Annotated in this window: 23 protein-coding genes; 15 read left to right on the top strand and 8 right to left on the bottom strand. The window is 45.2% G+C overall.

What is annotated here, in order from left to right:
- Positions 1-48 precede the first annotated feature (48 nt).
- Both L5M28_RS13015 and L5M28_RS13010 read left to right on the top strand, forming a co-directional pair.
- A complete protein-coding gene (locus L5M28_RS13015) occupies positions 49-432 on the top strand; it encodes a VOC family protein (RefSeq protein WP_263195788.1) in 384 nt (127 codons plus the stop codon).
- Positions 433-617: 185 nt separating this feature from the next.
- Positions 618-827, top strand: a complete 210-nt coding sequence (locus L5M28_RS13010) for a hypothetical protein (RefSeq protein WP_263195787.1) — start codon at positions 618-620, stop codon at positions 825-827.
- A gap of 139 nt (positions 828-966) precedes the next feature.
- On the opposite strand, the gene L5M28_RS13005 is transcribed toward L5M28_RS13010, so the two are convergent.
- From L5M28_RS13005 to def, 3 genes are all read right to left on the bottom strand, one after another.
- Complete coding sequence (locus L5M28_RS13005) at positions 967-1,593, bottom strand: LysE family translocator (protein WP_263195786.1); 627 nt, start codon at positions 1,591-1,593, stop codon at positions 967-969.
- A gap of 229 nt (positions 1,594-1,822) precedes the next feature.
- Positions 1,823-2,668, bottom strand: a complete 846-nt coding sequence (rhlP, locus tag L5M28_RS13000; RefSeq protein WP_263195785.1) for a rhombotarget lipoprotein — start codon at positions 2,666-2,668, stop codon at positions 1,823-1,825.
- A 264-nt stretch (positions 2,669-2,932) separates the two neighbouring features.
- Positions 2,933-3,424: a peptide deformylase gene (gene def / locus L5M28_RS12995; protein ID WP_263195784.1), complete on the bottom strand. Its 492-nt coding sequence runs from the start codon at positions 3,422-3,424 to the stop codon at positions 2,933-2,935.
- Between the two features lie 279 nt (positions 3,425-3,703).
- Between def and L5M28_RS12990 the strand changes: the two genes are divergently transcribed.
- Positions 3,704-4,132 carry an MGMT family protein gene (locus tag L5M28_RS12990; protein WP_263195783.1) on the top strand — a complete coding sequence of 143 codons (429 nt, stop codon included), beginning with the start codon at positions 3,704-3,706 and terminating at the stop codon, positions 4,130-4,132.
- A gap of 216 nt (positions 4,133-4,348) precedes the next feature.
- Positions 4,349-5,140, top strand: a complete 792-nt coding sequence (locus L5M28_RS12985; protein ID WP_198573280.1) for a DUF3108 domain-containing protein — start codon at positions 4,349-4,351, stop codon at positions 5,138-5,140.
- Between the two features lie 308 nt (positions 5,141-5,448).
- Here L5M28_RS12985 and L5M28_RS12980 read toward each other — a convergent pair whose 3' ends face one another.
- Positions 5,449-6,228, bottom strand: coding sequence for a class II glutamine amidotransferase (locus L5M28_RS12980; protein WP_263195782.1), 780 nt, complete (start codon positions 6,226-6,228; stop codon positions 5,449-5,451).
- Between the two features lie 244 nt (positions 6,229-6,472).
- On the opposite strand from L5M28_RS12980, the gene fadE reads away from it, so the two are divergent.
- Positions 6,473-8,920 (top strand): acyl-CoA dehydrogenase FadE, encoded by a 2,448-nt coding sequence (gene fadE / locus L5M28_RS12975; protein WP_263203513.1) that lies wholly within the window; start codon positions 6,473-6,475, stop codon positions 8,918-8,920.
- A gap of 272 nt (positions 8,921-9,192) precedes the next feature.
- On the opposite strand, the gene L5M28_RS12970 is transcribed toward fadE, so the two are convergent.
- A complete protein-coding gene (locus L5M28_RS12970) occupies positions 9,193-10,350 on the bottom strand; it encodes a cupin domain-containing protein (protein WP_263195780.1) in 1,158 nt (385 codons plus the stop codon).
- Positions 10,351-10,569: 219 nt separating this feature from the next.
- On the opposite strand from L5M28_RS12970, the gene L5M28_RS12965 reads away from it, so the two are divergent.
- Positions 10,570-11,196: a PolC-type DNA polymerase III gene (locus tag L5M28_RS12965; RefSeq protein ID WP_263203512.1), complete on the top strand. Its 627-nt coding sequence runs from the start codon at positions 10,570-10,572 to the stop codon at positions 11,194-11,196.
- A 117-nt stretch (positions 11,197-11,313) separates the two neighbouring features.
- On the opposite strand, the gene L5M28_RS12960 is transcribed toward L5M28_RS12965, so the two are convergent.
- Together L5M28_RS12960 and L5M28_RS12955 are read right to left on the bottom strand one after the other, a co-directional pair.
- Positions 11,314-12,360 carry a LacI family DNA-binding transcriptional regulator gene (locus tag L5M28_RS12960; protein WP_263203511.1) on the bottom strand — a complete coding sequence of 349 codons (1,047 nt, stop codon included), beginning with the start codon at positions 12,358-12,360 and terminating at the stop codon, positions 11,314-11,316.
- 104 nt (positions 12,361-12,464) lie between these two features.
- Entirely contained in the window at positions 12,465-13,193 is a 729-nt protein-coding gene (locus tag L5M28_RS12955; protein WP_028760052.1) for a DUF3334 family protein, read from the bottom strand.
- 357 nt (positions 13,194-13,550) lie between these two features.
- Between L5M28_RS12955 and L5M28_RS12950 the strand changes: the two genes are divergently transcribed.
- The 5 genes from L5M28_RS12950 to crr all read left to right on the top strand — a co-directional run bounded on the left by L5M28_RS12950 (position 13,551) and on the right by crr (position 18,540).
- Complete coding sequence (locus tag L5M28_RS12950; protein ID WP_263201088.1) at positions 13,551-15,188, top strand: methyl-accepting chemotaxis protein; 1,638 nt, start codon at positions 13,551-13,553, stop codon at positions 15,186-15,188.
- A gap of 208 nt (positions 15,189-15,396) precedes the next feature.
- Positions 15,397-15,792 (top strand): ACT domain-containing protein, encoded by a 396-nt coding sequence (locus L5M28_RS12945; RefSeq protein WP_198573284.1) that lies wholly within the window; start codon positions 15,397-15,399, stop codon positions 15,790-15,792.
- A 28-nt stretch (positions 15,793-15,820) separates the two neighbouring features.
- The gene (locus tag L5M28_RS12940) at positions 15,821-16,078 is read left to right on the top strand and encodes an HPr family phosphocarrier protein (RefSeq protein ID WP_006081819.1); all 258 of its coding nucleotides are present in this window, start codon (positions 15,821-15,823) and stop codon (positions 16,076-16,078) included.
- Between the two features lie 177 nt (positions 16,079-16,255).
- A complete protein-coding gene (gene ptsP, locus L5M28_RS12935) occupies positions 16,256-17,959 on the top strand; it encodes a phosphoenolpyruvate--protein phosphotransferase (RefSeq protein WP_198573285.1) in 1,704 nt (567 codons plus the stop codon).
- Between the two features lie 71 nt (positions 17,960-18,030).
- Positions 18,031-18,540: a PTS glucose transporter subunit IIA gene (gene crr / locus L5M28_RS12930; protein WP_006081821.1), complete on the top strand. Its 510-nt coding sequence runs from the start codon at positions 18,031-18,033 to the stop codon at positions 18,538-18,540.
- 221 nt (positions 18,541-18,761) lie between these two features.
- On the opposite strand, the gene L5M28_RS12925 is transcribed toward crr, so the two are convergent.
- Positions 18,762-20,132, bottom strand: a complete 1,371-nt coding sequence (locus tag L5M28_RS12925; RefSeq protein WP_263203509.1) for an MFS transporter — start codon at positions 20,130-20,132, stop codon at positions 18,762-18,764.
- A 269-nt stretch (positions 20,133-20,401) separates the two neighbouring features.
- On the opposite strand from L5M28_RS12925, the gene L5M28_RS12920 reads away from it, so the two are divergent.
- The 4 genes from L5M28_RS12920 to L5M28_RS12905 all read left to right on the top strand — a co-directional run bounded on the left by L5M28_RS12920 (position 20,402) and on the right by L5M28_RS12905 (position 23,534).
- Entirely contained in the window at positions 20,402-20,746 is a 345-nt protein-coding gene (locus L5M28_RS12920) for an ArsC family reductase (RefSeq protein WP_263203508.1), read from the top strand.
- On the top strand, positions 20,746-21,885 hold the full coding sequence (gene dapE, locus L5M28_RS12915; protein WP_263167408.1) for a succinyl-diaminopimelate desuccinylase: 1,140 nt from the start codon (positions 20,746-20,748) through the stop codon (positions 21,883-21,885). Before L5M28_RS12920 ends, dapE begins: the two co-directional genes overlap by 1 nt.
- Entirely contained in the window at positions 21,879-22,592 is a 714-nt protein-coding gene (locus L5M28_RS12910; protein ID WP_263167278.1) for a M15 family metallopeptidase, read from the top strand. The genes dapE and L5M28_RS12910 overlap by 7 nt, the downstream gene beginning before the upstream one ends.
- A 111-nt stretch (positions 22,593-22,703) precedes the next feature.
- Positions 22,704-23,534, top strand: coding sequence for an alpha/beta fold hydrolase (locus L5M28_RS12905; protein ID WP_263167276.1), 831 nt, complete (start codon positions 22,704-22,706; stop codon positions 23,532-23,534).
- Positions 23,535-23,714: the final 180 nt, after the last annotated feature.

The raw sequence follows: 23,714 nt of genomic DNA, 5'->3' as shown, positions 1-23,714 counted from the left end.
ACCTTTCTATCTTATTTGATCACCCTTTAAAAATCACAAAGGAAAGCGATGTTACTCGGCATTCACCATGCAGCGATTATTTGCAGCGACTATCAAAAGGCCAAATACTTTTATGTAACCATTCTTGGCCTTACCGTGCTTGCAGAGCATTTCCGTGAGGCACGTAAGTCCTATAAACTTGATTTGCAACTGGCCGATAAGAGTCAAATTGAGTTGTTTTCATTCGATAATCCGCCCAAACGACCAAGCTATCCCGAAGCCTGTGGACTTAGGCATCTCGCCTTTCGCGTAGCATCGATTGAAACCGCCATCGAACATCTTCATACCCATAACATTACCGTTGAACCCGTCCGCATTGACGAATACACAGGCAGAAAATTCACCTTCTTTAGCGATCCCGACGGCTTACCCTTAGAGTTATATGAGCTATAGCACGAGTGAAATAAGGCAACATCGCAGCAATAAGATGAATAAAGCTTAATTACGCTACGGGATAGTCAGCATTAGACTCAATAAAACGACGCAGCCGTTTAACCAATAGTTTAAGTAATCGATTGACCAGTTTGACGCTGTGATAAGGTCAAAGCCTACCTAGGCTAACCATTTAGGAACTCAAGATGTTTGATAATCCAGCATTATTACTATGGAGTTTAGTCTTTAGCCTCTTTGGTCTTGGCTTTTTCATCTATGGCAAACGCCAAGCGTCCTCCATCCCTCTTGTCGTTGGGATAACCCTGATGATCTACCCTTATTTTGTCAGCAACCTAATCTTACTCGTCTGCATCGGCATAGCACTCATCGCGCTACCGTATTTTGTGAAGTTATAACGGGAGTCAGTGCCATCACTCATAATAAAAAATCATTGTTCGTAATCAAAAGCGATCTCTGTCATAGCTAGATTGAAAAGCTCATATCTATCATAGCAAAGAGGACTTATGTCTTACTCAACAAAATGACCTTATTCCACTATCTATCACTGGTCATGACTTTACTGGCCAAGCCAATAAGCAACACACCTGATATCCCCTCTAAGGCTCTCGAATAACGCAGGGAATTGGGGCGACTAAATACCCAGCTTCCTGCCGACGCATAAAGGACGTTACACAAGGTCGCTAACAAACTGAAAATAAGACCAAGGGTTAACAGCTGAATTGACGTTGAACCCGCTAACGGGTCAATAAACTGCGGCAAAAAAGAGAGGAAAAATAAAGCGACTTTAGGGTTAAGTACACTAACGACAATGCCTTGGAAAACTACGTTGCCGTTTGGTTTGCTATTGTCATCGACCACAATTTTATTGTTGCCACGCCACATTGATATTAACGCTTGAATGCCTAAATACACTAGATACGCGGCGCCCAACCACTTCACAATACTAAAAGCCAACGCTGAGCTGAGAATGATGGCAGATAATCCCAAGCTAGCAGCAAGCGTGTGAACAAAATAACCTACACCTAGACCCGTCGCAGCTTTAAGACCACTGATCATTTTCCCTTTCATTGTGTTAGATACAATGTAGATAACATCGGGTCCAGGGATAAGATTGATAGCAAGGCAAGCAACTGCAAACAGTAATAGTGAATTTAAATCCATTTAATTTTTCTCCTTGTTAAACGCGTAATGTATCACGGCCGCGTAAGTGGTGTCCGACGCAACACCACAGCCTCTGCAAACCACTTTAAAAATAAAATCAAAACGTTAACTACAAGTAAGTTGATAACCAGAACCTGTGCTCAACTTTATATACTTTTTGCCCACGTCTTGATTCAAAGCAAACTTCAATTTGCTCATCCTTAACGATCTTAATTGGCGCTTAATTTTCTTATTCACGGCAAATCGTTAAACGGCGCAGCGCAAAAATCCCCAGTAGTGAAAGTATCAATAGCGATAAACTGCCACCGCCGCTGTAACCTTGTTTATGTTCTATGGTGGCAACCTGCTCTTCTTTAACCCGTGTTTTAAAGCCGGCGAGCTCATCGTCTAAATTGACGATCATATCGTTCACCGCAAGATCAAAACCCTCATAGGATTTCTCCCTTAGGGTTGTCGTCACGCCAACAGCGGTTGAACTTTCAGTTAACTGATTTATGCCCGGCGCCCTAAATAACATCTTCTGGCTGCGCATATCGAACACTGCGGTATCAACAAAGGTTTGGATTGCATTCTCATTGCCAGGGATTAAATACATGCCCACGATAGTCCAATAAAGGATGGCGGATTTGTTCTCGTGGCTTTGCATCAATTGATCGTAAGATACCAGCGCCATCACATCGACGTCATGCAGGCGGGCAACTTGCTGCAAGGTATTAAAACCTTTGCCATTTTTAAGATAGGTGCTCGGAATGATTTCAATACGATCGATATAATCGTATTTAATAAAGGATTGTTTCACCTTGTTGAGCAAAGCGACTTGGGCGCGACTGTCTATGGCATCGGCTTGCCAATGGGATGAAGGTAAAAAAGCAATGCCGACGGTAATTGGCAAACGCAGTACAGGTAAGGATGGCTGCTGGGCTTGGCGGCTCGTCTCATCTGGGTATAAGTATTCGACTAAACTACTCGATACCGCCTTTTTATCTGTGGTATTACCGTTAAAAAATGCGCTGCAGCCACTGAGTGAAAGCATTGCGAGTGAGATTATGCCGCTGGTTATGATCTTAAGTTTCATCTGTTTCCCTACCGTATCCATACACTGCCGCTAATGATGCTACTGAATTTATTGCTAGCGGATATTGCTGGCTACCTTATCCACTCATTACAGTTAAAACAAGTTGTTATGTTCACATATCAAGTCGAAGACATTCAAACTCAGGTTTTACATACCAATTTTAGATACAAAAAAGCCGCATCGTAAAATGCGGCTAGTCAGGAGGTGCAACACGCAAATCAGCGCGCTCATACACTTTTTTGTGCACGCTTTTATGCAATAGGCTTAAGCGTATTTACGCACTTTTTTAAGGGCGATTTGTTGTTTTAGCATGGATAAATGTTCGATAAATACTTTGCCATGCAAATGGTCGATTTCGTGCTGCAACACTATGGCTAAAAACTCATCGGTCTCGATTTCGATAGCCTTGCCAGTTCTGTCTAAGGCTGTCACTTTAACCTTTTCAAAACGTGACACTTTAGCGCGATAACCTGGGATAGACAGACAACCTTCTTCACCGACGAATTCACCTGACTTTTCAACAATCTCAGGGTTAATCAGCACTAAAGGCTGGTCGCGACCGTCAGATAAATCGATCACGATAATGGCATCTATACTGCCGACTTGCGTTGCCGCTAAACCTATACCATCGTCCGTGTGATACATGGTTTCGATTAAATCATCGATAAATCCCTGAACAGCTTCAATATCTTTTACAGGTTGCGCTTTACGTTTAAGGCGCTCATCGGGAATAGTTAGAATATCGAGTACAGCCATGCCAGTTATCTTCTCTCATCGAGTCAAAAAAATTGGCGCTATTATGGACTATTTGACCATTTACACAATATTTAAGCTAAAAACAGTTTAAATATTTTGTTAGTAATCGAGCTAGCCGATAAAAATATCGAGAAGTGCTTAATCCTTTAAACGTCAAATACCCTCTCATCTTCCGCTAAGCCATGCTTTACCGTTACACTAGCGTGAACTCATCAAGCAAAAGTTTTTGAGCGTGATTCTTTGTGAGTGAATACCATTAAGCTGAAGGTTAACAATTCAATGGCATCGTTTCCTAAAGAAAAATCACCACTGTATCAATATCTTGAACAAGATAAACAGAGTGTAGCGAGAAAACAGCCCCAAGCAGTGGACTTGTCTCCTATGGCGAAAATCTGGCATATCGTCGCCATGATCCCGCAGGGTAAAATCAGCAGCTATGGCAAAATTGCCGATTATGCAGGATTACCGGGACGAGCGCGTTATGTGTCAAAAGCGCTGAAAGCAGCTCCCGAATATTTGTCACTCCCTTGGCATAGGGTACTCAATAGTCAAGGCAAAATATCCTTCGAGAAAAATTCAACCTTCTTTCAAGAACAGATGGAATTATTAAGAATTGAAGGGATAACAGTGAACTGCGGCAAAATTAGTTTGTCTGAATACGAGTGGCGCCCGGATCTGGTGACTTTAGTCATGGCAATGCCATTTTAGTTTAATATATTGATCTATAAACTATTTACATCTCTATTTACAGAAACGTCGTCCTCGGCTATAACCTGCTTACAGTCGATCCGATAATTGATTTATGCTCAACTGATTGACCCAGAAACTGTGTAAGTAAGCATGCTACTCGACACTTTTTTATCAACCACTACCGACCATTCTGTTGTGATACAAGGTGAAAACCTGCGACCCAAGGAGCATTCTTTGCGTACCATTCCCACATTATTAGTGAGTTTTACCGTCCTCACTCAAAGTATGTTTGCCATGGCAGCGCCAACGCCGCTAACACCGCAGACGGCCGAATACCAAGTCAACTATGGAGACATTGAATTAGGGAAAGCCAAATACACGCTACCCAATGCCGAAGATGGCGTGTTTAAGTATCGTTTTGATAGCGATCTCAGCCTGTTATTGTTAACCGATGTGCGCCACATCTTGAGTGAATTTACTCAAAATGATACGCAGCTCAGTCCTTTGCGTTACTTACAACAACGCCAAGGTGTCGGGCCTAATTACACGGAGCAAACCGCATTCGCCAAAGCTCAAGGCTTTATTCATACACGTTACAAAGATGAAAAAGGCAAGTTTCCCTATGATGATAAAATCTTTGATCCTCTTATGGTGCAGTTGCAATTTAGGCTAGATATGATGGCAGGCAAAGAAGTGCTCGACTATAAGATGGTCAAGGACAACGAAGTCGATGAATACAAGTTTCATGTGATCGGTAAAGAACGAATGAACATCGACAGCGGCAGTTACGACACAGTCAAAATTGAAGTCGTGCGTGACAATAAAAAACGTCAAACCTTCTTCTGGATGGCGCCTGACTTAGCGTATTTGCCCGTGAGGTTAACTCACTTTGAAAAAGGCAGTAAGCAACTCGATATTAAGTTACTTAAATATCACTTCGATGAAGTGCCGAACCAAGAAACCATACCTGCAGACATTGCAGAGAAACCGCTAGTGCCTAAACTACTCGGCACGACTGAAGGTTAATCGGTAAGGCGTTGAGTTAAGATGTATAAACTTAACCCAATGATACAAAGCCTTAGCTTAACAATACTGAACTAAAGCCAAACTCATATCGAATAAAACCCAACCGTATACCTAACTGAACTATATCTAACTGAACTTAGGGCCTACCTCTAAGTTCGGTTTCGGTTAATGTTCATCGCTAATGGTTCATCACTGATTGCTAGAAGGTATGTTAGATACTGACTCGAACTTTTTAATAAAGTGACCTGAACAAAACAAAATCAACCGTAAATCCGCTCGCCCTCATTATTTAGCTCAACGGCATAACATCAGAGATCGATTAACAGCTCACCCAATCTAAACAGCTTCCAGTTACCCGGCTGCATAACGCGCCACTGTTCATTTTCGGTCAACGGGCGAGTCGCAATCACAGTCACCACATCATGGGCGGTAGTTTCCTTATTAAAATCAATCACCACATCGGTATCGATAAGTTTCGCTTTACCAAACGGCGCGCGGCGAGTGATGTAACATAAGTTATTACTGCAATAGCTCATTAAATGCTCGCCATCGCTCAATATCATGTTGAACACACCTAAGGCACGGATTTGCTCGGCCAACGTTGCGACGTAATGGAAAACTGCCAACATATCTTCAGGTTTAGTACCGCCAAACTTCTGGGCGACTTGTTCCAAAATCCAACAGAAAGCAAGTTCGCTATCGGTATCGCCTACGGGTTGATAGCGCGAGACATGAAACTTGGGCAGATAGTCCGTCAATTGACCATTATGGGCATAGGTCCAATAACGTCCCCATAATTCGCGGGTAAAAGGATGAGTATTCTCTAAAGACACACAACCGCGATTCGCCTGACGAATGTGGCTTATCACCACTTCACTTTTAATCGGGTAGGATTTGATCAATTTTGCAATATGCGATTCGCTACTCGGGCAAGCATCTTTAAAAGTACGGCTGCCTTTCCCCTCGTAAAAAGTAATACCCCAGCCGTCCACGTGGGGACCGGTTACACCACCACGTTGTGCTAATCCCGTAAAACTAAACACAATATCGGTCGGCACATTGGCGCTCATCGCCAGTAACTCGCACATATTTCTCGCCTATCATCAATCAAAAAAACTACTTATTGGCATTGTAACTAGTTGATGACATTTGTGGAATGATCAAAGCTGACAAATAATTTAAACAATTGTTTGAAAAATACTTGTATTAAAATTCTCTTAGGTTTAACTTTTATGCGACACAGGTCTGACCACAAACTATAATTGTGATCGCAATCAATAAAACACTCTATGACCTGTGGTTGGCACTCGGTCATATTTAAGGAGAATTACAGTGACTACCCTACTTTGGATCATCGCCATGATCTTAGTGCTAGGAGCCCTAGCTTACCTTCGGGTATCTTTGCTCACTGCCACTATTACAGCCGCTGTTGTGATGACAGCAGGATGGACACTCGATGTTGTCGGCCCTATCTCTTGGATCGTTTTCCTCGTGATCGCGCTGCCGTTTAATATCAGTGCATTTAGACAAAATGTGATCAGTCGTCCACTGATGAAGGTATATCGCGGCATCATGCCGGAAATGTCTTCAACAGAGAAAGAAGCGATTGAAGCCGGCACCACTTGGTGGGAAGCGGATCTGTTTGCGGGTAACCCGAACTGGAAAAAACTCCATAACTACCCCGTTGCGCGTTTAAGTGCAGACGAACAGGCCTTCCTCGATGGCCCTGTTGAAGAAGTGTGCCGCATGGTGAATCAACACCAAGTGTCACATCAACTTGCCGATCTGCCTGCTGACGTATGGCAATATCTGAAAGATCACGGTTTCTTCGCCATGATCATTAAGAAAAAATACGGCGGTTTAGAATATTCAGCTTATGCTCAATCTCGTGTGTTACAAAAACTGGCGGGGTTAAGCAGTGAATTGGCTTCAACTGTTGGCGTACCTAACTCTTTAGGCCCTGGAGAGCTGCTGCAACATTACGGCACGCCAGAGCAACAAAACCATTATTTACCGCGTTTAGCCAAAGGCTTAGAAGTCCCCTGTTTTGCACTGACCAGCCCAGAAGCAGGTAGCGATGCAGGCTCGATTCCTGACTTTGGTATTGTGTGTAAAGGCCAATGGGAAGGTGAAGAAGTTCTGGGTATGAAACTGACCTGGAACAAACGTTACATCACTTTAGCCCCTGTCGCGACAGTATTAGGCTTAGCCTTTAAACTGCGCGATCCAGAGCATCTACTTGGCGATAAAGAAGAACTCGGCATCACCTGTGCTTTGATCCCTACCGATGTGGAAGGAGTAGAAACGGGTCGTCGTCACTTCCCGCTCAACTGCATGTTCCAAAACGGTCCGACTCGCGGCAACGAAGTATTCGTGCCATTAAGCTTCATCATTGGCGGCCCGAAAATGGCGGGTCAAGGTTGGCGCATGCTGGTGGAATGTTTATCTGTGGGTCGTGGTATCACCCTGCCATCAAACTCAGCGGGCGGCGTGAAAACCGCGGCACTAGCAACAGGGGCTTATGCTCGCATTCGTCGTCAGTTCAAATTGCCTATCGGTAAGCTTGAAGGTATCGAAGAGCCAATGGCACGCATCGGCGGTAACGCTTATCTGATGGATGCTGTAACCACGTTGACCACCACAGGTATCGACTTAGGTGAAAAACCGTCGGTTATCTCTGCGATTGTGAAATATCACCTGACCGACAGAATGCAGAAATGCGTTATCGATGCCATGGATATTCACGGCGGTAAAGGCGTGTGTCTTGGCCCCAATAACTATTTAGGCCGTGGCTACCAAGCTGCGCCTATCGCAATTACTGTTGAAGGTGCAAACATTCTCACCCGTTCTATGATCATCTACGGCCAAGGCGCGATTCGTTGCCATCCGTATGTACTCGCAGAAATGGAGTCAGCGTTTGATACTGAATCGGGTCAAGGTTTAGCTAACTTTGATGCGGCTATCTTTGGTCACATTGGTTTCGCGACCAGTAACTTCATCCGTAGCTTCTGGTTAGGTCTGACATCAAGCCGTTTCTCTAACGCGCCTTATTCAGATAAAACCAAACGTTATTATCAACAGATGAACCGTTTCAGTGCCAACCTTGCCCTGCTTTCTGACTTAGCCATGGCAACCTTGGGCGGCAACCTTAAACGTAAAGAACGTATCTCTGCCCGTTTAGGTGACTTACTGAGCCAACTGTATCTGGCATCAGCCACACTGAAACGCTATGAAGATGAAGGCCGTCAAACCGACGACTTGCCATTAGTACAATGGGCAGTTGAAGATGCGCTGTACAAGCTGCAAGCTTCTTTAGACGATTTACTGGATAACTTCCCTATGGGCCTTGGCGGTGCGTTACGTGTGGTGATGTTCCCATTCGGTCGTCCACTGAAACGCCCAAGCGATGTGTTAGATCATAAAGTTGCTAAGATCATGCAAACACCGTGTGAAAGCCGTGACCGTTTAGGTAAAGGTCAGTTCTGGACTAACTCTGAGCACAATGCTGTGGGTATCCAAGAACAAACACTACTTGACATCATCGCGTCTGAACCGCTGCATGACAAAGTCTGTAAAGCGAGCGGTAAACGTCTACCATTTATGTGGTTAGATAAAGTTGCCGCAGAAGGTAAAGCCTTAGGTGTGTTAAGCGATGCAGAAGTGCAATTACTGGAAAGAGCGGAAATTGGTCGTATGAAATCAATCAACGTTGATGACTTTGACCCAGCAGAACTTCGTCCAGAAGTGGTTTCAACCACTTCACAGGAACGTGCTGCGTAATCCACTCAGTAAGATTTAAACCACAAAAAGGAGGCTAATTAGCCTCCTTTTTTATTCCGATGGCAGGGCGTGCCACAACTAAGTGAATTTGGTTGAGTTACGACCTCGACTTTGACCAATGCTTTCATTGCTCAGTATGACTGAACAGTACTATGCAAATGACATTACTATCAGTCCATTGATAAAAGAATACCATGTCAGTAAGTCGCTGACATGCCACTTTAAAAACTGTTCAGTTTTTAAACCTGTAGAGCTTTAGAGCTAATTCAGCCCTAACACTCTTCATCACTCAGGTCTTCAAAGTACCAGTAACCGAGGTTCACCCACTCAGTAAGCAGCTTAAGCAAATCGGCATCGGCTAACCAGGGGGCTAAGGCGGTTTTATCTAACTGATTGCTATCACATAGTAGTGGGATCACCTCGGCCAATTCGGCTGAAAGCAGATACTTATCACCATTAATATACACAACGCCTTGTCCCACATTGATATCAAAATACAAACAACGCAGTCCGCCGAGGCGAATAAGCGGCTGCTCATCGAGCCATGCGAGCACTTCGTCTTGCGTGATGTCCAACGGCTCATCGGGTAAATCGAGGGCGCATTTAGATTGAGTTAAATAGCGGCCCGAAAACTCGCTCACCAGTTCATCGGTTAACATATTAGTCAGTTGCGTGCGTAACCGCGCTAAATCGCGATTATCTACACAACCACTGCGCGTTGTCAGCTCGCGATCTGGATCTTCAATCTGCTGTGCGCCTAAATCTTGCTCAGACAGATGATCGGCCAAAGCACTTACCATATCTTTGGCGGAAGCTGTGCGATAACCTACTGAAAAACTTAAAGACTGTTCTAAGGTTATGCCGTCATGGGGGAATCCTGGGGGAATATAAAGAATGTCACCGGGCAATAACTCAGTATCGATAATCGGTTCAAAGGCTTCTGTGTGCAGCAAAGCGGGATGGGCGGCAAACTCTTTGTGCGGCCCCAGATCGCCTACGCGCCAGCGGCGACGTCCCGAACCTTGGCAAATAAACACATCATACAGATCGATATGCGGCCCCACGCCACCGCCAGGCGTCGCAAAACTCACCATCACATCATCTAAACGCCAGCGCGGAATAAAATCAAAACATTGGATCAGGGCTTCTGCATCGGGCACCCAGTTGTTCAAGGCTTGCACGATCAAAGTCCAATCCCGTTCACCGAGATGATCGTAGGAATCAAAAGGGCCAAATTCAGCCTGCCATTGCCCTGCCTGTTGGTACACTCGCCGAGATTCCACCAGTTCATCCATGGCTAAGCCAGCTAACTCTTCGGGCGAGATTAAATCTTGAAAATGTTTGAATCCTTGGCGGATAACCAAAGGTTTTTTCTGCCAATATTCTGCTAAAAATTGCGCGGGCGTTAAGCCATTAATATCGAGTTGCATGGGTCGCTCACAAACCAAACTGTTATTCATAGAGGTAAATGCTAACAGGAAGCGAAACCAAGAAAGCTCGACCGGATCAACAAAGCATTAAGTCTTTTATCAGCGTCAATGTGATAGTGAATTTACTAACGTATTGAATTACAATCGGCTTATCTAAAAGCATTGCGCTGTCAAAGAAGGCAATGCTGACACATCATTTATAGAGTCCACATAAGATCTATGCCTACATCTGCAGCTAACACTTTGGTCGTGCTCGACTTTGAAACCACGGGGCTATCGCCCAATCAAGGGGACCGCGCGATTGAAATCGGAGCTGTGCTGATTGAAAACGGCGTGATCACCCAAAGATTTTCAGAGTTGATGAACCCAGGATTTAGAATAAGTCGTTTTATTGAGGACTACACAGGGATCAGCAATCAAATGCTCAGGGATGCAGCGCCCTGCAATGAAGTGATGGCGCGTTTTGCCGACTTTATCGCCGATCATAACTTAGTCGCCCACAATGCGGCATTTGATCAGCGCTTTTTAGACGTGGAATTTGCTCAAATTCGCCATCGCTATCGAGGGCAATTTGGTTGCTCTTTGCTAGTGGCAAGACGTTTATATCCAGCGGCACCGAATCATCAGTTAGGTACTTTAGTGCGCTATAAACAGTTACCAAGCGATGGCACCTTTCACCGCGCCTTAGCCGATGCCGAAATGACTGGCCATTTGTGGCTGGCAATGCTGGCAGACCTTCAGCAAGAGTTCGGTCTCAATGCTCCCACCTTCGAGTTACTGCAAAAAATCGCCAAGAAAACCAAAGCAGATGTGCCGAAGTTTTTACGTCAATATGCGGTTAAGTGATCCCAAAAAGCAAAAAGCCGATAAATCCAAGGATTATCGGCGATGTTTCAATAAGCAAATTAAGTGCTCAACGACTTGCCAGCAAAAAACAGCAAGCTCCTAGCAATAACGGCCCATCTATAACGGCTTAAGCGGCGCACTATCAATGCCGCAGGAACTGCGAACCACTAAGGTCGTCGGAATAAGCTGCGCACTCACCTCTTGTCCGCGGATAAGTTTGAGTACACTGTCGACTAAAATTTCACCAGCTAATTGGGTATTCTGCTTAATGGTCGTTAATGGCGGATTGGCAAAACTCGCCACCGGAATATCATCATATCCCACCACTGCAACTTGTTGTGGGACTGAAATGCCCTTCTCTTTCAGCGCACGAATAGCACCAATGGCAATCAGATCGCTAGCAGCAAAAATAGCATCAAACTGTGCGCCTTTGGCCATCAATGCCATAGCCGCATCGTAGCCAGCACTTTCAGTGCTAATTGCCGACACTTGCTTAGTGCGATCGACAGCAATATTCGCCATTTGCAGCGCCTTCACATGGCCTAAATATCTGTCCCTAAACTCAGGGCTGTGGCTTGAGGCATCGCCTAAAAAGGCAAAAGCTTTACGACCAAGGGAAATCAAGTGCTCTGTGGCAATCAAGCCGCCTTGATGATTATCACAACCAATGGAAAGTACTGACTTATTGTTATGCTCAGCGCCCCAGATCACAAAGTGAGTATTCTGCGCGAGCAATCGCTCCAACTTTTGCTCGTAGTCCATGTAGTCGCCGTAACCGAGCAGAATAATGCCATCGGCTTTATTACTGTCTTCATAATCGGCGTGCCAATCGTTGGATAATTGCTGAAAAGAAACGAGTAAATCATAACCCTGCTGCGCTGTTGCTCGAGTAATGGAGCCAAGCATAGACAGGAAAAAAGGATTGATTAACGAGTCATCGTTAGTAGGGTCTTCACACAATAACAGCGCTAAGGTATGGCTATTTTGGGTGCGAAGATTACTGGCATTTTTATCGACCTTATAATTCAGCTCTTTGGCAATAGTTTGAATACGTTGGCGAGTTTCTAAATTGACTAACGGGCTGTTTCTAAGGGCACGGGAAACCGTTGACTGGGATACGCCAGCACGATAAGCAATATCAATCGAGGTCGCTTTCGATGCCATAAAGAGGATTTAACCTTAGTTATTATTTTGCGTCGATACTAAAACAGTTCCACCCACTTGTATAGACGAATGCGTTAACATCCGTCTTACATTAGAGACTCTGGTTAAATGCCGAGCTGATCGAGCAAATCATCGGCTTCATTATCAATGGCACGAGTCGCAATGGCGGGTTTATCGGCCATCTTAACCCAAGGCGAAACATTCGAATTTGAGTCGTTATTTCCCCCAATCGAACTGTGCTGCTCTAACAGACTATCGGGATCGAATTCTTCATCGTAGACAAATTCATCTAAGCGAATGAATTCGGTTTTGTCCATGGCAAACTCGAGGTAGAAAATATGGTTATTCTCTGTCCTAAACGACACTCTACGGGCAACTGCATCGTCTAAGTTAGCGTCGATTGATATAGTTAACTCTTTATTAATCGTCAACATTTTTGGTTGGCTTTGGCTGATGGATGTTTGCAATTCTTTAGAAATTTTATTAATAAAATCCCCTAGAATTTGGTTCATCAGTTCGCCCATCACATTACTCACTTCATCTGAAGTATGTGAAAACGCGAGCTCAGACTCAGGCATGCCCATGTTCAGCATGTAGCGACGGTAGATTTCAATCGCTGCAGAGGCTGAAAAGTTGATCACAACCAGTCCTGAAAAACCACCGTCGAAAATCGAGAAACAACCGAGATCAGGTTTAAGACGAGTACGCGCAATACTTTGTACCATACCCGCATGGGTAACATTGCTGGCACTGGTGCTAGAAAGGACGTGGGCGACTGAGTGGCATAACTTCAGTAAAATATCATCCGACGTTACGATAGTATTTGTGGTCATAATCGATTCTCAAACTGAATAATGAATTAATCTTGCGCGTAAAAGCGTAAAAAATCAAAATTAAAACAATTGATTAGCCTAATATAGCAAGATGGCAAAATTAACATAATGCTAACTTATTGATATTTAATAGATCAGATAAAACCTTCAACATGAAACGACTTATAAAACGGCCTAACTTAATAAGAACATGCCCCATAATGCAACAGATTAAAGTTCCCTATCACTATTCCCTGCTTTAGATCAAAGAAACTCATATTTTATAACGGCTTTTGCTTAATTTATGTCACAGACGATTCAATTGAGATTGATTCGCAGGTATATTAATGCACAATAATAAGCCCTTAAGGAATCCAAATGATCACATTTTTGCGCCGATTTACCATTTTGCAACGCTTAATGATGATGCTCCTTATGGCCGCGATAGGAACAGTGTGTTTTGCCAGTTTTTCAATTAAAGAACAGTACAGTAATTTAATTGAGCAGAAATGGTTGCAGATAGACGGTCAGCTCGCCAGCATTTTAAGCGTGATAGATGTGCACCGTCAGGATGCGCTCAAAGGTAAATTTAGCGAAGCAGAAGCTAAACAAATCGCCGCGGATTTAATCAATCAAACTCGCTATTCCGGTTCCGGCTACTTCATTGTTATTGATGATAATAATCAAATCCTCGCTCACGGGGATAGCGCAAATCTTATTGGCACCTCAGCATTAACCTTCAAGTTACCTAATGGCACAAATCCCTTAGCCACTATGCTGCCATTAGCGCGTGCTAAATCGAAAACGACCCTCGAATACCCTATCGCCGATCCTATGACCCGTGCGATAGAAGACAAGCTTGCTGAAGCCCGTTACTACCCACAATGGGGTTGGACAGTCATAACAGGCGCTTATCTTAGCGATGTCAAAGCGAGCTTAAAGTCAGTCATTATCGACTATCTAATTATCATGTTTTTGATTTCAGTGCCGATTTTTGCCTTCTTCCTTGTGCTTAACCATTCCATCACCTCACCATTAAATGATGCTATTGATGCCCTTGAAGATATTGCCCAAGGCGAAGGCGACTTAAGTCAGCGCATTAATGCTCAAGGTAAAGATGAGATTGCCCATCTCGCCCGCGCCTTCAACATGTTCGCCCAAAAAATTGGCGACATGGTCGGCCATTTACAACCTTTAGGCCAAGCATTAGATAAAGATGCAAAACAACTTTTGATTGCAGTTGAAGAGTCCAATCAGAGTGCTGAACATATCCACAGAGAAACAGGCAGCGTCGCCACAGCCGTCAATCAAATGCTGTCGACCACCCATGAAATGGCGAGCAATACCCAGCAAGCGGCCGATGCGGCGAACAGCGTAAAAGAACAAGCGCAGCAAAGCCAAGTCGTGATCGACAACACAGTCAGCAACACAGAAAAACTGGTGGCAGAATTAAAAGCCTCTGAAGTCATCACCCAAAAGCTGGGCGTCGCCTCACAGCAAATCGGTAGCATTCTCGATGTGATCCGCAGCATTGCCGAGCAGACCAACTTGCTCGCCCTCAATGCCGCCATTGAAGCTGCTCGAGCAGGGACCCACGGCCGTGGTTTTGCCGTAGTTGCCGATGAAGTCCGCGCCCTTGCTACTCGCACCCAAGACTCGACCAATGAGATCCAAAAAATCATTAGCGAGATCCAATCCGGTGTTGGCTCAGTGATGAAGAGCAACAATCAAACTCAACTGCAATCCGATGAGCTACAGGCCCAAGCCCACGAAGCGGGTAAAGCCATGGCGGCGATTCTGCAATTGATTGCCCATATCAGTGACATGAACACACAATTAGCCAGCGCCACCGAAGAGCAATCACTGGTGACCGAAGAAATTAATCGAAATATTTGTAATATTTCGGAATTAACCGAAGTCTCAGTAAAAGCTAACGAAAGTAATAGCCATGCAGCTCAGTCACTGCAAGACATTAGCCAAGACATGTCCCGCACCTTAGGCCAGTTTAAAATCTAACGAAAGTGTATGAGAACGGCATAACTTGTCGACTGGGGCGCCATAGGGCGCCCTTTTCTTTGGGTAAACCTGCTGGTAACGCTTGTGAACCGCTATCTCACCAACAATGAATTTCAACGAAAAAATCCCATTAACCACAAATTCTCTGTCACGCTAACGTTTGATATGCGGTATGCTTTAGCCTTAAAAATCCAACCGAGACACTGCCATGCGAATGACCTTAGCCGTTCACCCTGAACAGTACACAATTCATAGTTTTAGCCCGAATGCCGTATTGCCCAGTGAGGTTTTTGCACAGGACATGTATTTCATTGGTAAGACCCAAGAAGGTTTATCTTTAGTCGTTTCCAGTGAAATGGAACTCGACAGCCTAGAGCAAGAACCGGGCTGGTGTTGCTTTGAAGTACTCGGGCCACTGGGATTTTCGATGACAGGCATTTTATCTAAAGTGTCTGGCACCTTAGCGGACGAACAAATTAGTATTTTTGCGATTTCGACCTTTGATACCGATTACATTTTAGTAAAAAATAATCGCCTCAAAAGTGCCATCGCCGCCTTGAAAAAACAGGGCTATCACATCATAGAATCGAAAGACGAAATGTAATACCCCTTTAAATATGAGTTCATCTACTATGTACGAAAAATCTGTCACCATTACCGCCAAACATGGGATTCACACCCGCCCTGCAGCTTTACTGGTTAAAGAAGCCAAAACCTTTGACTGCGATGTCATGGTCGAGTGTAATGGTAAGCAAGCCAGTGCTAAGAGTCTGTTTAAGCTACAAACCTTAGGCTTATATTCTGGCGTCACGGTAAGAGTGTTTGCCGAAGGTGAACAGGCACAGGCCGCGGTTGAGAAAGTCTCTGAGCTGCTCATAACCCTAAGCTAGGCCTTTTCTACGCTAAAGTGCATTTATCTGCAGGTTTAGCCGACACGCAAAAAACTCGTCTCGACCGTCTTGACATGCTAATGCTTTACATACAAACGCTTTACAAGCTTAGCGTCACTCAACTAGACTCGCTATCGCTAACGGACACTCAGTTCAGTGGTTAATTTAGGAAGGGATATGTCAATAACGGGGATTATAGTGTCATCGGGAATTGCCTTTGGACAGGCTCTTCACCTGCACCACACCGAACACCACCTCGATTATCGCCCTATTCCCCTGTCTAAAATCCCTCAACAACAGGGTAAATTTGCCAAAGCCTTGCAAGAACTACAGGCACAACTGACCCACAGCCAAGCTGCACTCGACAGCGACTCCGAAAATTATCAGTTGATCGAAGCCGACTTATTGTTATTAGAAGACGATGAATTAATCGAGCAAGTGAACGATGCTATTCGCACCTTACAATTGTCGGCAAGTGTGGCGGTTGAACGTATTTTTGCCCATCAGGCCAATGAGTTACAATCCTTAGATGATCCCTATTTAGCCAATAGAGCCCAAGATGTGCGCTGTTTAGGCCAAAGAGTCGTCGCGGCGATAAACGGCCATTTAGCTCAAGGGCTCGAAAAACTCGATAGACCCACTATCTTATTAGCGCAGGATTTGACCCCCGCCGAATTTGCCTTACTGCCGCGGGAAAACCTCTGCGGTATTGTACTGAAAACGGGCGGTTTAACGAGCCATACGGCCATTTTAGCCAGAGCAGCCGGCATTCCAGCCATCTTAAGTTGTCAGTTCGACGCAGACTCTATTCCCAACGGTACGCCCTTAGTGCTCGATGCGCTCGCGGGTGAACTTTGTGTCAATCCCAATCCAGACCAACAGGCAAGACTCACAGTCACCTTTCACCATGAACAAGCAAGACGCGCAGCACTTCAAACTTACAAGGATGTCCCAGCGCAAACCCAAGACGGTCATACTGTGGGACTCATGGCAAACGTGGGTAATCTCAACGACATCACCCATGTCAGCGATGTCGGCGCCGATGGAATAGGTTTGTTTCGCACCGAATTTATGTTGATGAACGTCGCCACCCTGCCCGATGAAAAAGCCCAATACAGCTTATATTGTGATGCATTGCACGCTCTAGGCGGTAAAACCTTTACCATCCGCACCTTAGATATAGGTGCAGACAAAGAACTCCCCTGTTTATGCCAAGAAATTGAAGATAATCCTGCCTTGGGTCTTCGCGGCATTCGCTACACCTTGGCGCACCCAGAATTATTTAAAACCCAATTGAGGGCAATTTTGCGTGCCGCCAACCATGGCCCGATCCGTTTGATGTTCCCTATGGTCAATCAAGTCGAAGAATTGGACGAAGTGTTTGCACTTATTGCCCAGTGCCAAGATGCCTTGGAAGAAGAAGAGAAAGGCTATGGCGAACTTAGCTACGGTATCGTTGTCGAAACCCCTGCTGCGGTATTCAACCTCAACGCTATGCTGCCAAGACTCGATTTTGTCAGCATTGGCACCAACGATTTGACCCAATATGCAATGGCAGCCGATAGGACAAACCCGCAGCTTACCCGTGACTATCCGTCCCTTTCGCCTGCCATTTTAGCCTTAATTAACATGACAATAACCCAAGCTAAGGCCGCTAATGTTAAAGTTTCTCTGTGCGGTGAACTCGCCAGTTCACCACAAATTGCGCCACTGTTAATCGGCATGGGGTTGGACGAACTCAGTGTTAACTTAAGCTCACTCTTAGAAGTGAAAGCGGCCATTTGCCAAGGCAGCATCACACAATTTTCGGCATTAGCGCACACAGCATTACAACAAGATAGAATTGCAAGCTTACAGCAGTGTATAACAAGCTATAAATAGAGACATTTATTCGTTATGCTGCATTACAGAACAAAAACAATGACAAAAACAAGCAAAAGAGGCTCTAGATTATGGGATTTTTAAGCCGAATAAGGCGCTTGGTATCGGGCCAGACTCAATTAGCTGGCGGTATCATGGTATATGCCCCCGTTTCCGGGGATATCGTCGCCATTGAAAAAGTCCCCGACGTGGTTTTTGCTGAAAAGATTGTCGGTGATGGCATCGCTATCGCCCCCAAAGGCGAATTAATTCTGGCGCCTATCGACGGCACTATAGGTAAAATTTTTGAGACAAATCATGCGTTCAGTATTGAGTCTCCCCAAGGTTTAGAGCTATTTGTTCACTTTGGTGTAGGTACAGTCGAGCTGAGAGGCAAAGGGTTTAAACGTTTGGCCCAGGAAGGTCAAGAAGTGAAAGTCGGCGATCCGATCCTGTCATTCGATATTGATTACCTTAAAGATCAAGTCGACAGCCTACTCACTCCTGTCGTTTTGGCAAACATGGAAGATGTCAAATACCTCGACAAAGCCCAAGGCAGTGTCACCGCAGGCAAAGACGTGATCTTTACGGTACAGCTCTAATTTAACCATTTCGAATCAATCGTTTATCGATTGTTTTCTGAATAATAAAAGGCTGACTCACCATCATGAGCCAGCCTTTTAAGTTTTTGAAAACCAAGCCTATACACGGTATTTGAATTCGCCAAACTGCACCGATACACAGGCTTGAGAGAATCTATTTCGACCATTCTCACGCTAAGCATCACGTTCCCTGCGAATAACGGCTACATGGATCTAGTACATTAATCTGCTTTAAACATGGCAAAATCGGGGCGCGGCAATTTATCAAAAATACTGTACAGATAAATCACCAATACCGAGAGTAAAGCGCCTGTCAAAAACAGCCACTGACCGCCAAAATGATCCAATATGATGCCACCTCCAAGGGGCGCGAGCGCAAATCCTAAGTCATAGAATGAAGCAGCCCCAAAGTAGGCGCCGCGAAGATGATCAGGGGCTAAGCGGTCGATATGCACATTCATAGTGGGGAACAAAATAGTCTCGGCGACGCTCATCACCACAATCGCACCTATCCAGCCCCAAAATAGATCCAGCGGATTAAATGCCAGCCAGATTTGTGAGCCGATCAGTAATAGCAATCCGATTTGAATCCGTTTGACGAGCGGAAAACGGGCCATGAGTTTCAATAGCAAAAATTGGGTGGAGATAATCACCATAGCATTGGTGAAAATCATGCCAGAAATTAACGTCAGCAAATCAGGCGCACCAGCGCGAGTAAGATATTGGATCAACGAACTGTCCATTTGGGCATAAATGAACATACACAAAATATTGGCAAAAATTAAACATTGCAGCAATTTATCTTGCAATAGAATGGCGATAATTTGCTTACGGCTCACGACTGCCGCTTTTTTCGTGCTTGCCTCTACATCAGTCGATAAGCTATTCACACCACGATTAACACCATCACTTGTCATGTCATTTACAAAGTCACTTTCACTGCCACTCGTATCGCCACTTAAATTGTCACTCGATAAGGCGCCAGCCGCCATAGCAGGTTCCTGACGGGTTTGATGGTTAAATCCCCAATATAACAAGGCCAACAATACGGCAAAGGCCACTGCAGTAAGGTAGAAACTGGATTGCTTGCCCGTAAGACCAAGCCATACCCCCAACATAGGGCCAACGGCGCAGCCAACGTTGACGATAAAATACAGCGACTGCATCGCCAATTCGCGTGTCTTAGGATCGGCAATAATGTCGCCAATAGCGGCGGATGTCAGCGGTCGCCACAGTGAAGTGGCCATAGAGCACAGGGTCATCACGACCACATACCCCTCGACAGAATTTGCTTCAGCCAATAACGAAAACGAGATGATATAGAGGATGCCCGTCAGGTACATCAGCTTATGACGACCGATTCTGTCGGACAATGAGCTACCAACAAAGCTCGTAAATACCGAAATAATCGCGGCGCTGGACAAGACCATGCCGACCTCTGTGGCACTTAGCGCAAATTTCTCATATAAAATAACGGCTAAGAATGGCCACACCATGTAATAACTGCCACGGGTGATAAAAGACCCAAACAAAAATATCCACATCAAGCGCGGAAATTGCTTAAATCGCTGCAATGAAACATCGCTGTGCATCTTAATCCTTTAAAAGCGCATTGACCTCAATGCTTAAATCAAACTGATTTTAATGAAAAAACAATATATACAAGGCACTTAAGTTAAACAAGTGTTAAAAAGTTAAACCAAAGCAAGTCACCAGCGATTATTATCTCTAGAAAATTAACGTTTTATTAATCACCAGATATCAGCCACACATCCCACTTGTGACATGCGACGCACAATGCCACAATGCCAGCAAAATCAATGCTTGCAAGCCAAGCGTCCATCCACACTGGAGCATCATTTTGACCCTCTACGGTATTAAGAATTGCGATACAGTGCGTAAAGCACGTAAATGGATTGAAAATCATCAACTTCCAGTTCATTTCCATGATTTTAGAGATGACGGCCTACGTCAAGAAGACCTCGAATTCTGGTGTAACACCTCAGGCTGGGAAACCGTATTCAATAAGCGCAGCACGAGCTTTCGTGCGCTCAGTGACGCAGATAAAACCAATATCGATCAAACCAAAGCCATTCAACTTATGCTGACGCAACCGACACTGATCAAACGCCCCGTCTTAGTCGTCGGTGAACAAGTGCTGATTGGTTTTGATGAAGCCGCCTATAAAAGAGTATTCTCAGTATGATGCTTGCCGACAATTATCCCGTTACAGAACTGACAAAAGCGCTGATCGCCCGCCCTTCGGTGACACCGCTTGATGAAGGCTGCCAAACCTTAATGGCTGAAAGACTCAGCGCCATCGGCTTTAATATCGAACCTATGGTATTTGAAGACACCACCAATATGTGGGCTCGCCGTGGCAGTGAAGGTCCCGTTTTTTGTTTTGCGGGTCACACAGACGTTGTGCCAACGGGTGATGTGAGCCGTTGGCACACGCCACCTTTTGTGCCCACCATCATTGATGGCTACTTATATGGCCGCGGCGCAGCGGACATGAAAGGCTCACTCGCTGCTATGGTGATTGCCACCGAACGCTTTGTGGCTAAACACCCCAATCATCGTGGCTCTATCGCCTTTTTGATCACCAGCGATGAAGAAGGTCCATTCATCAACGGCACGACGCGAGTCATTGATACCTTAGAAGCGCGCAACGAGAAGATCACCTGGGCATTAGTCGGCGAACCCTCATCAACCCTAAAGCTGGGCGATGTGGTCAAAAATGGTCGCCGCGGCAGCTTAACTGGCAACTTAACCGTGAAAGGCATTCAAGGCCACGTGGCCTATCCACACCTTGCCGATAATCCAATCCACAAAGCCGCACCTTTCTTAGCCGAGCTAAGTCAGATGCACTGGGATAATGGCAATGAGTTTTTCCCCCCCACCAGCTTCCAAATCGCCAATATTAATGGCGGCACGGGCGCATCGAATGTGATCCCTGGTGCACTGGAAGTGATGTTTAACTTCCGTTACTCCACCGAAGTGACCGCCGAAATCTTGATTGAGCGAGTTGAAACTCTATTGAAAGCCTATGAGCTAGATTACGATATCAGCTGGATTTTCAATGGCCTACCATTTTTAACCGGTGATGGCCCGTTATTAGATGCAACCCGTATCGCGATCCGCCAAGTCACAGGCTATGAGACAGATCCACAAACCACAGGCGGAACATCAGACGGTCGCTTTATCGCGCCAACGGGCGCCAAAGTGTTAGAGCTTGGCCCTATCAACGCCACCATTCATAAAGTGAATGAATGCGTTAAAGTGGACGACCTTGAGCAGTTAGCCCTGTGTTATGAAGTCATTTTGGAACAATTACTGTGTTAGCACATCTGAAGATCCGTCCCGAAACCGCAAAGCTTTACGGCTTAAGCTCCCCTGAATTGGTGGATTATTTAAGCCCGTATCACCTTGGTTATCATAGCTTTGGGTTAGAGGAGAACACAGCTATCGCCTTTAAGTCTATGGCGGAAAAAGCTGAAGATGCGGGCATAAAACTCGCGATTTGCTCGGCTCATCGTCCCTTTGAACGGCAACTGGCAATTTGGAATGCCAAGGCTAGCGGTAAACGCGCGGTATTGGATGCCAATGAGTTACCAGTCAATATTCAGGGCTTAAGTGACGATGCCATAGTTGACTTGATTTTGCTCTGGTCGGCGTTGCCTGGCGCTTCACGCCACCATTGGGGTACCGATCTCGATGTGTTCGATGCGGCTCAAATTGATGTTAAAGCCCTGCGCCTTGTTGAAGCTGAATATGTTCAGGGCGGTCCCTGCGCTAAATTACATGCTTGGCTGGTAGAAAATGCCCATGATTTTGGCTTTTACTTCCCGTTTCAGCTGGGACAAAGTGCGGTAAGTCCTGAGCCTTGGCACATCAGCTATTTCCCTGTAGCACAGTTATTGTTGCCACAATTCGATCGTGCCGAACTGGCAATCCTGTTAGAAAACAGTGATATGTTGCTAAAAGATGCAGTACTCGCCCGATTAGACAATCTAATAGATGAATACGTGCTGCGTATCGCTCAGCCCTAATCACGAAATACTCGCAAAGATCAGTCAACACTGGTTAAGCATAGCGCTATATCGTCAAATGGGCGCCAAAATGCGGTTTAACACAATGATATATTTGATAAAGTAGGTTTTATGGATTTTTCTTCACACCGTCAGCAGCTTGTTATTGCCGATCGAAAATTAAGTTACCTTGATGTCGGCTCAGGCCCTGTATTGTTGTTTGGGCACAGTTATTTATGGGATAGCGCTATGTGGGCGCCTCAAATTGCCACCTTAAGCGCCCAGTATCGCTGCATAGTGCCTGAACTTTGGGGCCATGGTCAGTCAGATTTACTGCCCAATAACTGCAAAACGCTACTCGATATTGCCGATCAAATGCTTGAGCTAATGGATGCTCTTGAGATAACTCACTTTAGTGTTGTCGGACAATCTGTCGGTGCTATGTGGGGCGCAGAATTGGTACTGAAAGCACCAACAAGAGTTAAAACCCTCGTTATGCTCAACAGTTTTATCGGCTTCGAACCCGAAGTCACCCGTGCGAAATATGATGGCATGCTGGATATAATTACCGCCGCTAAGGCGATCCCTGCGCCGCTGATCAGTGCAATTTCACCTTTATTCTTCGCCAATGATGCCGAGAATAACACGCCCGAACTGGTTACGGACTTTGAACAGTCACTTGCCAGTATCACAGCGGAGCAAATCCCCACGATAGTTAAACTTGGACGAATGATTTTTGGTCGTCGCGATACCATGGAATACGCCGAGCAATTGACGCTACCCTGCCTCATCATGGCTGGCGTGGAAGATAAGGCCCGCAGCGTATTGGAAAGTTACCTGATGAGTGATGCCATTGACGGCAGCCAACTTGTGCATATTCCTGCGGCAGGACACATATCAACTCTCGAACACGCTGAATTTATTAACCAACATTTAGCCGATTTTCTGGCTAAACATTATTAATCAATCGCTAAATCTACGCTTCAAGGTGCGAAAACTCGCATCTTGAAGATGAGTATTTCTACTTAGCACATGTTACTAAGATGTGCTTATATCAATATTGCTCACCCATACTTAATTCCTATTTTATGGATAAATACATTAGGCTTTACTTTATTAAAGTCTGTTATTGAGCACGCCTCG

Source organism: Shewanella sp. SW32 (genome assembly GCF_025653365.1).
GTDB classification, from domain to species: Bacteria; Pseudomonadota; Gammaproteobacteria; order Enterobacterales; family Shewanellaceae; genus Shewanella; species Shewanella oncorhynchi.
Note: the sequence above shows the minus strand (reverse complement) of the source record. Positions and strands in the feature narration are given on the sequence as shown.